This window comes from Variovorax paradoxus EPS (assembly GCF_000184745.1).
Classification (GTDB): domain Bacteria; phylum Pseudomonadota; class Gammaproteobacteria; order Burkholderiales; family Burkholderiaceae_C; genus Variovorax; species Variovorax paradoxus_C.
The window spans coordinates 2,909,470-2,921,404 of sequence record NC_014931.1 but is presented as its reverse complement, the minus strand read 5'-3'; the positions used below and the strand labels follow the sequence as shown (position 1 = coordinate 2,921,404).

Below are 11,935 nucleotides of genomic sequence, written 5' to 3'. Positions count from 1 at the left end.
CATTCGCTGTGGATCAATGTTCATTCGCTCGCTCATTCAGTGAGTGAGGCGTTGTGATAGACCGCCTGCACATCGTCCAGGTCCTCGAGCACGTCGAGTAGCTTCTGCATCTTGGCGGCGTCTTCGCCAGCGACTTCGATCGGGTTCTCGGCGCGCATGGTGACTTCGGCGGCGTCGGGAGCGAGACCGGCGGCTTCGAGCGCGTTTTTCACGGCTTCGAAACCGCCGACGGCGGTGATCACTTCGATCGCGCCGTCGTCGTCGGTCACGACGTCTTCGGCGCCCGCCTCGAGCGCCACTTCCATCACCTTGTCTTCATCGGTGCCGGGCGCAAAGATGATCTGGCCGCAATGCTTGAACTGAAAGGCCACCGAGCCTTCGGTGCCCATGTTGCCGCCGTGCTTGGAGAAGGCGTGGCGCACTTCGGCCACGGTGCGCACGCGGTTGTCGGTCATGGTGTCGACGATGATCGCCGCGCCGCCGATGCCGTACCCCTCGTAACGAATTTCCTCGTAGTTGACGCCTTCGAGGTTGCCGGTGGCCTTGTCGATGTTGCGCTTGACCGTGTCGATCGGGAGGTTGACCGCCTTGGCCTTTTCGACCGCCAGCCGCAGCCGCGGGTTGGCGCTCAGGTCGCCGCCGCCGGCGCGGGCGGCCACGGTGATTTCACGGATGGCGCGGGTCCAGAGCTTGCCGCGCTTCTCGTCCTGGCGGCCCTTCCGGTGCTGAATATTCGCCCATTTGCTGTGTCCGGCCATGGCTTTCTATCTCGCTGTCTTGTGTTTTCAAAGCAAGGTGCGAGTTTACTGTCCGGCGCACGCAACGCCCGCCGGCGCCCCGGAATTCGGGCCGGGGCTTTTGGCGATAATCTTTCGATGACGCCATCGCCTACCGTCGGAACCGGGAATCCCGACACCCTCGCGCCTCACGCGCCCCTTCCGCTGTATTACAACAATGAGGTAGAGCACCAGGCATTCCTTCGCCGCATCTTCGACAGCACCGCGGCGGACTACGACCGCATCGAGAGCGTGCTGGCCTTCGGCACCGGCCCCTCGTACCGCCGCGCTGCGCTGCAGCAAGCCGGCCTTGCCGCCGGCGCAGAGGTGCTCGACGTGGGCATCGGCACCGGCCTCGTGGCGCGCGAGGCGCTCAAGATCATCGGCCCCACAGGCAAACTCACCGGCGTCGACCCCAGCGCCGGCATGATGGAACAGGTCAAGCTGCCTGGCGTCGAACTGCTGGAAGGCGTGGCCGAAGCAATTCCCCGCCCCGATGCCAGCGCCGATTTCGTGAGCATGGGCTACGCGATGCGCCACATCAGCGACGTGGCAGCCGCCTTCAGCGAATTCCATCGCGTGCTGCGGCCGGGCGGACGCGTGATCGTGCTCGAAATCACCAAGCCCGAAGGCCGCATCGCAACGGCTCTGCTCAAGGGCTACATGCGCGCCGTGGTGCCGCTGATCGCCCGCGTGGTCGGCCGCCAGCGCAACACCTCCGAACTGTGGCGCTACTACTGGGACACCATCGAGGCCTGCATTCCGCCCGAGCGGGTGATGCAGGCGCTGGGCGATGCGGGCTTCACCGAGGTGCGCCGCCATCCGAGCCTGGGCGTCTTTTCTTCCTACACCGCCCGCAAACCAGAACAGATCGCTAAGGCCGCTTGACAGTGCGAGTTCAGGACGACATCTCTTCCTCCCACCTGCGCGTCGAGCGCCTTTCGCTGGCCGACAGCGTCGCGCTGGCCACGGACGGCAAGGCGCCCTTCGCTGCCCTCGGCTACGGCACGCCGCACAGCGTGGCATGGATGCCGACCGTCAATGCACGCGTGCTGTCGTCGCACGGCGCCATGGCCGATGTGTGGGACGTGACGGGCGCGCAGCACATCGAGTCGGGCACCACCGGCATCGCGCGCTGGCGCACCGACGGCCACTGGCTGCTCGGCGCCATCGACCTCGATGAAGCCGCAGAGAAGCAGGGTCTCGCCGAACTCGCGCACCGCGCCTACCGCGATCTCTTCAAGACGCTCGAGCAGGCCGGCACGCCGCACCTGCAGCGCATCTGGAACTACCTGCCGCAGATCAATGCCGATGGCGGCGGCCTGGAGCGCTACCGCCAGTTCAACCTCGGCCGGCAGGAAGCGTTCTTCGAAGCCGGCCGCGCCGCGTTCGAGGGTGCTCCGGCGGCGTGCGCGCTGGGCATTCACCAGGGCATGCTGTCGATCCGTTTCCTGGCGGGCCAGGCTGCGCCGCTGCCGGTCGAGAACCCCCGGCAGGTCTCGGCCTACCGCTATCCCGAAACCTATGGGCCGCGTTCGCCGACGTTCTCGCGCGCCGCGCTGTCGGACATCGGCGACGGCAACATCGCCCTCTTCATCTCCGGTACCGCGAGCATCGTCGGCCACGAGACGCAGCATCACGGCGACGTACAGGAGCAAACGCGCGAAACGCTGCGCAACCTCGCAGCCGTGATCGCCGCCGCCAACGAGCGCGTCACCGCGATCTTCTCGCTGGCCGAGCTCGATTGCGTGGTGTACGTGCGCCACCCCTCGGACACCGACGCAGTACGCGACGTGATCGAAAGCGCGCTCGGCGCCGACGCCCCGATGGCACGCCATGCGGTGTACCTGGAAGCGGACATCTGCCGCAGCGATCTGCTGGTCGAAATCGAGGCCCACACGGTCGCAGCCGGCGGGCTGCGGGTTTGAGCCGCGGCTCGACCGATCGGGGCACCATTCACTCCGCGAAGATGACCCGCGTGCTGCGCATTCTCTGGACGATCCCGCTCGCGTTGATGCTCTACGCGCTGCTGCTGTTCCTCGGCCTCATCTCGCTGGGCTGGAACTTCGTCGCGATGCTGCTCTATCCGGTGATGCCGGTCGCGCCCGCGCGCACGCTGGGGCGCATGACCATCGCCTTCGCCTACCGCATGTTCTGGTGGCTCGCTTCCGTCACCGGCATGATGCGCATCGACGCCACCTGCCTCGACCCGATGCGCAACGAGCCCGGCGTGATCTTCGTGGCCAACCATCCGACGATGCTCGATGCGCTTCTGCTGGTAGCGCGCCTGCCGCGCAGCGCCTGCATCATGAAGGCCGACCTGCTGCGCAATATCTTTCTCGGCGCGGGTGCGCGGCTCGCGCGCTACATCAGCAACGAGTCGGCACGCATGATGGTGCGGCTGGCGGTGGAGGACCTCCGCAACGGCGGCCAGCTGGTGATCTTTCCCGAGGGCACGCGCACGGTGACGCCGCCGCTCAACGCGTTTCGCCCCGGCGTGACGCTCATCGCCAAGCTGGCACAGGCGCCGATCCAGACAGTGTTCATCGACACCGATTCGCCTTATCTGAGCAAGGGCTGGCCGCTGTGGCGCGTGCCGCCGCTGCCGATCGTCTTCACCCTGCGGCTGGGCCAGCGCTTTTCGCCGACGTCGGACAGCGACATCCTGCAGGCCGATCTCGAACAATACTTCCGCCAAAACATGGAGCAGCGCGCCACCGACGCGTCCCCCGAATGCCAGACGCCTCGCGCACCCACCTTGTCCTGATCCCCAGCTACAACGCGGGCGAACGCCTGTTCTCGACCGTCGAGGGCGCGCGTGCGCAGTGGAACCCGGTGTGGGTGGTCGTCGACGGCAGCGACGACGGCACCGGCGAGCGGCTGCAGCAACTGGCGGCCAGTGATCCGGGCCTGCGCGTGTGGGTGCTGCCGCAGAACCAGGGCAAGGGCGCGGCCGTGCTGCATGGCCTTCGCATGGCGAAGGAAGCCGGCTTCACGCACGCCCTCACGATGGATTCCGATGGGCAGCACCCGGCGGACCTGATCCCCTCCTTCATGCAGGCCTCGCTCGCCCGGCCCGAGACAATGGTGCTCGGCCGGCCCGTGTTCGACGCCAGCGCGCCATTGCTGCGGGTGCGCGGGCGTCGCGTGTCGAACGGATGGACGCAACTGGAGACGCTGTTCGCTGGCATCGGCGATTCGCTCTACGGTTTTCGCGTGTACCCGGTCGCCGACCTGATCGCGGTGATGGCGCGTCAGCCGTGGATGCGTCGCTTCGACTTCGATACCGAAGCGGTCGTGCGCCTCGCCTGGCGCGGGGTCAAGCCCGTCAACATCGATGCGCCGGTGAAGTACCTGACGGCCGAGGAAGGCGGGGTTTCGCACTTCCGCTATGGGCGCGACAACGTGCTGCTGACTTGGATGCACACGCGGTTGATGGTGGAGTTTGTTTTACGGCTGCCCGGGCTGGTTTTTCGCAAGCTGCGGGGGGCGCCGCCCTTTCAGAAGTAGCGCGCTTCTTGGGGAGGCGCGCCCGGGACACGGTGCGGCGCGGTCGGCCCCACTGTGCCGGCCCTTCGGGCTCCCCTGCGGTGCTCGCGCTTCGCGGGGTCTCGCAGAACTCGCCTTCGGCTCAGAGGCTGAGAGGCAATTCGGCGTGACCGAGCAGCCCCCGCAAATGGTCCCAATCAAGGCGCAAAGCGCAGCCATAGCTCGGGCTATGGCGAGCATTTGCAACGCAGAGTGGGGCCATTTGCGGGGGATGAGCGGTCATGTCGGATTGCCTCTCAGCCTCTCAGACAGCTGCGAGCCCTGATCCGCGAAACGCTGCGCTCCTCGGCGGCACAGAGGGGCCGTCCACACCGCACCGTATACCGAGCGCCTGTCGTGGCGTGAAGGCCGGTGCCTTTCCCGCTATCTATTCGGTCGCCGCGCCGCCCAGCGCCTTGTAGAGCGTCATCGTCGCGTTGAGCTGGTTCAACCGGTTGAGGGCCAGCGAGATCTCGGCCGAGCGGCGCCGGTCCTTGGCGTCGAGCACGGGTTGCAACGCGGTGGCACCTGCGCGGTAGCGGACTTCGGACAAGGTCTCCGCGCGCTGCGCCTGCTGCAGCGCCACAACCAGCTTCTCGCTTTCGTCACGCAACTGCGTTCGCGACGACAGGGTGTTCTCCACCTCGGACAGCGCCGTGTAGAGCGATTGGCGGAAGCCGAGCACGGCCTCTTCGTACTGCGTCTGCGAGACGGCCACTGTCAGCCGCGCAGTGTTCCATTGCAGAAAAGGCAGCGCCAGCCCGGCGCCGAGCGTGGCGACTGGGTTCTTCAACAACTCGCCCAGTGCAGTGCTCGATGTGCCGAGCGAACCGGTCAGGCTCAGCGCCGGATAGAAACTGGTCCGCGTCGCATCGACATTCGCCAGCGAACCGCGCAGGCGCTGTTCGGCAGCGCGGAGATCGGGCCGACGACTCAGCAGGCTCGCGGGCAGGCCGGCATCGATCGTGGGCAACGCGATGTTCGGCAGTTGCGAGGGCTCCTGCGCCGCGGTTTCCGGTGGCCGGTCGAACAGGATCGCGAGCGCATTGCGCGCCTCGACGCGCTGTTGAAGCAGTTGCGTGTGCGCCGCTTCCTGGCTCGCCAGGTTCTGGCCAGCCTGCGCGACGTCGAGCCCCGACACCGCCCCCGCGGCGTACTTGGCGCGCACAAGGGCAAGGATGCGGCGTGCGTCTTCCATACCCGCTTCGCTCAACACGATTCGCTGATTCAGGTAACCCACCTGCCAGTAGAGCCCCGAAGTGGTGCCCACCAGCGAGAGCGCGGTGGCCTGCCGGTCCGACTCGGTGGCTTTCTGCTCCCAATCTGCTGCACTGCGCTGCGCCGCCAACCGGCCCCACAGGTCGAACTCGTAGCTCAGCGTGACGAGGGATGTCGAACTCGATCCGGCCACGCCGCCGCGCTTCAGGTCGTAGCTGCGGCCGGTGCTGGTCTGCCCCACCACGCTGGGCGTGAGATTGGTATTCGCGAGCCCCGCCTGCAACTGCGCGCGCTGCACGCGAATGCCGGCCGCGGCGAGGTTGTTGTTCGTGCGCAGTGCGTCCTCGATCAACCCATCGAGCTGTGGATCGTTGAACGCGCGCCACCAGCGGGCCGGAAACGCCGCGGCCGCGCTCGGCGTGCCGGTCTGCGGCTGCTGCCACGCCCCTGGCACTTCGAGCGGCCGCTGCGCGCGCTGCTCCGGCTGGAACAGCGTGCAGCCGCCCAGCGCCATCGCCACGGCGAGCGAACCCAGGGCGAGACGCGCGCTACTCACGGGCCAACGCCTCGATCGGGTCGAGCCGCGCCGCATTGCGCGCCGGCAGGTAGCCGAACAGCACGCCGATCAGCGACGCACAAAGAAATGCCGACACCACGGCGCCCATCGAAAAGATCATTTGCCATTGCGTCACGAACAACGAAAACAGAAAGCTGATGCCATACGACAGCACCACGCCGATGAACCCGCCCACGAGGCACACGAGCACCGCCTCGGTCAAGAACTGCTGTAGCACGTCGCTCTGCCGCGCGCCCACGGCCATGCGGATGCCGATCTCGCGGGTGCGCTCGGTCACCGACACCAGCATGATGTTCATCACCCCGATGCCGCCCACCACGAGCGAGATCACCGCGATCAGCGAGAGCAGCAGCGTGAGCGACTGGCTCGTGCGCTCGGCCGTCTTCACGATGCTGTCCATGTTGAAGGTGAAGAAATCCTTGGTGCCGTGGCGCAGCGTGAGCAGCCGCACGATGCTGTCCTCGGCCGCCTTGGTCGGCTGGTCGTCGCGGATGCGCACGGTGATGCCATCGAAGTGCTGCTGCCCGAAGAGGCGGCTCGCGCCGGTGCTGTAGGGCAGCCAGATGTTGAGCGACTTGTTCTCGCCGAACATGCTCTTCTTCTCCTGCGAGACGCCGATCACGGTGCACGGCAGGTTGCCGACCAGGATGACCTTGCCGACCGGCTCGGTGCCATCGGGAAAGAGCTTGCGCCGCGTGTTCTGGTCGATCACCACCACCTGCGACTGGTGCCGCACGTCCTCGGCGGTGAAGGCGGTGCCGCTCGCCATCTGGATGTCACGCACGCGGAAGAACGCATCGCTCACGCCGTTCACGTTGCCGTTGATGTCGGCGCTGCGGTAGCGCAGGCGCAGGCCGCGCATGGTGGTGGGCGTCACGCTGTGCACATAGGGCTGCGCGGCGATCGCCTGCAGGTCGGGCGGCGTCAGCGTGCGGATGCTGGCGGCCTTGTCGTCGCCGAAATCGCGGCCCGGGTACACATCGAGCGTGTTGGTGCCGATGGCGCGGATGTCCGAGAGCACGAAGCGCTTGGCGCCCTCCCCGATGGCCACGATCGACACCACCGAGGTAATGCCGATGACGATGCCCAGCATGGTGAGCGCCGTGCGCATGCGGTGCGCCATCATCGAGCGCCACGCCATGCGGAAGGCTTCGGCGAAGCGGGCCCAGCCGGTGCTGAAGCGCGCGATGCCGAGGTTGGGCCTGGTCATCGCGGGCGGCGTCGATGCATCGGCGCCGCTCGCCTGCGCAGGCGCCGCGACAGTCGGCACATTGGGCCGGTCGCCCACGATCACGCCGTCGGCGATTTCGATGATGCGTTCGGTGCAGCTCGCCACCTGCATGTCGTGCGTCACGATGATGATCGTGTGCCCCTGCGCATGCAGCTCCCGCAGGATGCCGATGACCTCCTGCCCGCTCTTGCTGTCGAGCGCGCCGGTCGGCTCGTCGGCCAGGATGACCTGCCCGCCGTTCATCAGCGCGCGCGCAATGCTCACCCGCTGCTGCTGGCCGCCCGAGAGCTGGCTCGGCCGGTGCTCGGTGCGGTCTTCGAGGCCCAGGCGCGCGAGCAGCTGCCGCGCCCGCGCCTCGCGCGCGGCGCCCTCGGTGCCGGCATACACCGCGGGCACCTCGACATTGCCAGTGGCCGTCAGGTGCTGCATCAGGTGGTAGCGCTGGAAGATGAAGCCGAAGTGCTCGCGGCGCAGTTGGGCGAGCGCATCGCTGTCGAGCGTGCCCACGTCCTGGCCCGAGACGGTGTAGGTGCCGCTGCTCGGCCGGTCGAGGCAGCCGAGGATGTTCATCAGCGTCGACTTGCCCGAGCCCGAGGCGCCGACGATGGCCAGCATTTCGCCGTTGCCGATGTCCAGGTCGACGTCTTTGAGCACCTGCACTTCCTCGTCGCCCGAAGGAAAGCTGCGGCCGATGCCGCGCAGCTTCAGCAGCGGCTCGGTCACTGGCGCTTTCCTCGGTTGTTGCCGCCGCCTTCGTTGCCGCTGCTCGCCGGGTCGAGCGCGGAGGCATCGCCCGTGATGACGACATCGCCCTCCTTCAGCCCTTCGAGCACCTGCGCCTGGAAGTTGTTGCTGATGCCCACGCGCACCTGGCGCTTTTCCACGCTCTGGTCGGGCTTGAGCACGCGCACTTCCTGGCGGCCGTCCTTGCCGCGCGCGCCGAGCGCGGTGAGCGGAACCGTGAGCGCCTGTTTCGCTTCGCCGAGCAGGATGGTCACTTGCGCCGTCATGTCGACGCGCAGCGTGCGGTCGGGGTTCGGCACGTCGAACAGCGCATTGAAGAACACCGCGTTGTTGATCTTCTCGGGCGAAGGCTGCACCGCGCGCAGGGTGCCGTGATAGCGCTTGTCGGGGTCGCCGAGGATGGTGAAGTACACCGGCAGCCCCGCCTTCACCCGCACCACGTCGGCTTCGGAGACCTGCGCCTTCACCGTCATGGTCGAGAGGTCGGCCAGCTTCATCAGCGTGGGCACCTGGAATGCGGCCACCACGGTCTGGCCTTCGAGCGTGCTGATGGAGACCACGTCGCCGTCGATGGGCGCAACGATGCGGGTGTACGAAAGATTGGTCTGCGCCGAGGCCATGGCCAGCTTCTGCTGGCGGATCTGCGCCTCCAGCGAAACGCCGTCGGCACGCAACGCGCGCAACTCGGCATCGGCGCTTTCCATGTCCTGGCGCGGCGCGGCGTCTTGCGCCAGCATTTCGCGCTGCCGGGCCCAGGTGAGCTCGGCCTGCTTGATGCGCACTTCCTTCGCGAGCTTCTGAGCCTGCAGGTTCTCCAGCTTGGCCTGCTCCTGCGCCAGCGTGTTCTGCGAGATGACCGGATCGATCTCGGCGAGCCAGTCGCCCTTCTTCACCGTCTGCCCCAGCGCCACCTTGAGCGACTTGAGCTGGCCGCTGACCTGCGCGCCCACCTCCACTTGCCGGAGCGCCTGCAGCACGCCGGTGGCGAGCACCGCGTTCTCGAGGTCGGTGCGCTGCACGGTGGCGGTGAGGTATTCGGTTTTCTTGGCCGGGCTCAGCCAGAAGAAGGCGACGGCGGCCAGGACGACGAGCGCTGCAATGCCGAGAAGGACTTTGCGCGATCGCCGCGGGGGAGTGTTAGGCATGCAATGAGGCGGAAGTGGAACAGGCTGCGGGACAGGAGCGAATCGATCCTAGCCCCGCTTTCTGAAGGCCGGTTAAAGGGGGAGTTCCCCGAAAGGCCACTTCGTGCCCTTGTTGCCGCCGGAATCCCCATGAAAAACGGCGTGGCTCCCCGCCCCTTCCAGGGCAGCGAACCACGCCGTTTCGGCTGCGGAGAAAGAACTCAGCGCGCGGTGCGGCGGCGCAGGAGCAGCGTGATCAGCAGGAGCGAGAGCACCACGAAGGCGACGAACGACCAGTTCGCCAGCGTCAGTCCGAACAGCGACCAATCGACCTTGGAGCAGTCGCCGCCGCCGCGGAAGATCAACGGCAACGCGCGCTTGAGCGGGAAGGTCTCGATCATTCCGTAGAGGTCGCGCCCGCAGGACACGACTTCGGGCGGATACCACTGTAGCCAGCTCTGCGCGGCCGCCGTATAGGCGCCGCCTACAGCGGATACCAGCGCCAGCACCCCGCCGGTCACCTGCAAGGGGCGGCTGCGGAAGATGGCGGCCAGCCCGGTGAAAAGGGCCACCAGCACCAGCGCATACCGCTGCACGATGCACATCGGGCAAGGCTCGAGCCCCACCACGTGCTGCAGGTAGAGCCCGAAGGCCAGCATGAGCACACAGGCCAGGCAGATCAGCCCGAGCGCGCGGCGCGGCGCGCCGAAGTACCAATCGATCAAGGAGACACCCAATCTTCTTCTACGAACACCCTGGCCTTGCGCGGATTGGCGACGACGGTGTCGCCCTCCTTCAAGCCCAGGTCGCGGAACTGTTGCGCAGGGAGTTGCGCCTCGATGATGGTTCCGGAGCCCGGATTATCTGGATTCGATTCGGTGGGCTCAAGTTCCAGCCGCGCGATCGGGCCGACGACGATCGCGCGCGACAGCGTGGCGACGATGCCGGTGGCGCCCGACACATACCGTGTCACATCCAGGTCATGGGGACGAACGTAGGCCATGGCCTTGGCGTCGCGCGCGCCGCTGTGCTCGGGCGAATCCAGGCGCATGCCGTCCAGCTGAACCTGGCCGTTGTCGGCACGGCCATGGAACAGGTTCACGTCGCCCAGGAACCCGTAGACGAAAGGACTCGCCGGCTTGTCCCACACGTCCTGCGGCGAGCCGACCTGCTCGATCTGCCCCTTGTTGATGACCACCACGCGGTCGGCCACTTCGAGCGCTTCTTCCTGGTCGTGCGTGACGAAGATCGAGGTGACGTGCAGTTCGTCGTGCAGCCGGCGCAGCCACCGGCGCAACTCCTTGCGAACCTTGGCATCGAGCGCGCCGAAGGGTTCGTCGAGCAGCAGAACCTTGGGCTCCACCGCGAGCGCACGGGCGAGCGCGATGCGCTGGCGCTGGCCGCCCGAGAGCTGCGACGGGTAGCGGTCGGCCAGCCAGTCGAGTTGCACCAGCTTGAGCAGATCGGTCACCTTGGCCTTGATCTGCGCATCGCTCGGGCGTTCCTTCCGCGACTTCACGCGCAGGCCGAAGGCGACGTTCTCGAACACGGTCATATGGCGGAACAGCGCGTAGTGCTGGAACACGAAGCCCACCTGGCGTTCGCGCACATGCACGTCGGTGGTGTCTTCGCCCGAGAAATGGATGCTGCCGGTGTCGGCCGTCTCCAGCCCCGCGATGATGCGCAGCAGCGTGGTCTTGCCGCAGCCCGAGGGGCCGAGCAACGCGACGAGCTCGCCCGACTCCACGTCGAGGTTCACGTTGCGCAGCGCGCGGAAGTCGCCGAACTGCTTGCTGATGTTGCGGATTTCGATGCTCATGATTTCTCTTCTCTCTCAGGCCGCCGTTGTTTCAGGCGGGCGCTCGGGGGGCAGTTCTGCAATGGCCTTCATCTCGCGCTCGTGGCGCCACTCGATCACCGACTTGATCACCAGCGTGACCAGCGCCAGGATCGCCAGCAGCGAGGCCACGGCGAACGCGGCGACCGACTGATATTCGTTGTAGAGCACTTCCACATGCAGCGGCATGGTGTTGGTCTGGCCGCGGATGTGGCCCGACACCACCGACACCGCGCCGAACTCGCCCATGGCGCGCGCGTTGCAGAGGATCACGCCGTACAGCAGGCCCCACTTGATGTTGGGCAGCGTCACGCGCCAGAAGGTCTGCCAGCCGGTCGCGCCGAGCACGATGGCGGCCTGCTCCTCGTCGGTGCCCTGTGCCTGCATCAGCGGAATCAGTTCGCGTGCGATGAATGGGAAGGTCACGAACACGGTCGCCAGCACGATGCCGGGCACGGCAAAGATGATCTTGATGTCGTGCTCGGACAACCACGGGCCGAACCAGCCCTGCGCCCCGAACACCAGCACGTAGATCAGGCCCGCCACCACCGGCGACACCGCGAACGGCAGGTCGATCAACGTCGTCAAGAAAGCTTTGCCGCGGAACTCGAACTTGGCGATGGCCCAGGCTGCCGCCACGCCGAACACGAGGTTCAACGGCACCGTGATGGCGGCCGTGATCAACGTGAGGCGGATGGCGCTCCAGGCGTCGGGTTCCTTCAGCGCCTCGAGGTACGCCGAGACGCCTTTGCGCAATGCCTCGGTTGCGACAGCCGCCAGCGGCAGCACGAGGAACAGGAACATGAACGCGAGCGCAATGCCGATCAGCGTCCAGCGGACCCAGGCGGCTTCGGTGGTGCCGGCCTGCGCACGGCGAATGATTTTGGAAGGTGCGCTCAT

General features: G+C 66.9%; 11 protein-coding genes. 4 read left to right on the top strand and 7 right to left on the bottom strand.

Annotated elements, in window-relative coordinates; all coding sequences use genetic code 11:
- Positions 1-32 precede the first annotated feature (32 nt).
- Positions 33-758, bottom strand: a complete 726-nt coding sequence (locus VARPA_RS13560) for a YebC/PmpR family DNA-binding transcriptional regulator (RefSeq protein ID WP_013541134.1) — start codon at positions 756-758, stop codon at positions 33-35.
- Positions 759-875: 117 nt separating this feature from the next.
- On the opposite strand from VARPA_RS13560, the gene VARPA_RS13555 reads away from it, so the two are divergent.
- The 4 genes from VARPA_RS13555 to VARPA_RS13540 are packed head-to-tail and all read left to right on the top strand — an operon-like array spanning position 876 to position 4,286.
- Positions 876-1,664, top strand: coding sequence for a class I SAM-dependent methyltransferase (locus VARPA_RS13555; RefSeq protein ID WP_013541133.1), 789 nt, complete (start codon positions 876-878; stop codon positions 1,662-1,664).
- Positions 1,665-1,666: 2 nt separating this feature from the next.
- On the top strand, positions 1,667-2,704 hold the full coding sequence (locus VARPA_RS13550; protein WP_013541132.1) for a Rid family hydrolase: 1,038 nt from the start codon (positions 1,667-1,669) through the stop codon (positions 2,702-2,704).
- Positions 2,705-2,745: 41 nt separating this feature from the next.
- Positions 2,746-3,543, top strand: coding sequence for a lysophospholipid acyltransferase family protein (locus tag VARPA_RS13545; protein ID WP_013541131.1), 798 nt, complete (start codon positions 2,746-2,748; stop codon positions 3,541-3,543).
- Positions 3,510-4,286, top strand: a complete 777-nt coding sequence (locus VARPA_RS13540; RefSeq protein WP_013541130.1) for a glycosyltransferase family 2 protein — start codon at positions 3,510-3,512, stop codon at positions 4,284-4,286. The genes VARPA_RS13545 and VARPA_RS13540 overlap by 34 nt, the downstream gene beginning before the upstream one ends.
- Before the next feature lie 406 nt (positions 4,287-4,692).
- On the opposite strand, the gene VARPA_RS13535 is transcribed toward VARPA_RS13540, so the two are convergent.
- The 6 genes from VARPA_RS13535 to cysW form a co-directional block, all read right to left on the bottom strand.
- Entirely contained in the window at positions 4,693-6,114 is a 1,422-nt protein-coding gene (locus tag VARPA_RS13535; RefSeq protein ID WP_049794513.1) for an efflux transporter outer membrane subunit, read from the bottom strand.
- Positions 6,071-8,053 carry a macrolide ABC transporter ATP-binding protein/permease MacB gene (gene macB / locus VARPA_RS13530; RefSeq protein WP_013541128.1) on the bottom strand — a complete coding sequence of 661 codons (1,983 nt, stop codon included), beginning with the start codon at positions 8,051-8,053 and terminating at the stop codon, positions 6,071-6,073. Before macB ends, VARPA_RS13535 begins: the two co-directional genes overlap by 44 nt.
- Positions 8,050-9,219: a macrolide transporter subunit MacA gene (gene macA / locus VARPA_RS13525; RefSeq protein WP_013541127.1), complete on the bottom strand. Its 1,170-nt coding sequence runs from the start codon at positions 9,217-9,219 to the stop codon at positions 8,050-8,052. The genes macB and macA overlap by 4 nt, the downstream gene beginning before the upstream one ends.
- A gap of 200 nt (positions 9,220-9,419) precedes the next feature.
- Positions 9,420-9,923, bottom strand: a complete 504-nt coding sequence (locus VARPA_RS13520) for a disulfide bond formation protein B (RefSeq protein ID WP_013541126.1) — start codon at positions 9,921-9,923, stop codon at positions 9,420-9,422.
- A complete protein-coding gene (locus VARPA_RS13515) occupies positions 9,920-11,017 on the bottom strand; it encodes a sulfate/molybdate ABC transporter ATP-binding protein (protein WP_013541125.1) in 1,098 nt (365 codons plus the stop codon). Before VARPA_RS13515 ends, VARPA_RS13520 begins: the two co-directional genes overlap by 4 nt.
- A gap of 15 nt (positions 11,018-11,032) precedes the next feature.
- Positions 11,033-11,935, bottom strand: a complete 903-nt coding sequence (gene cysW / locus VARPA_RS13510; RefSeq protein ID WP_013541124.1) for a sulfate ABC transporter permease subunit CysW — start codon at positions 11,933-11,935, stop codon at positions 11,033-11,035.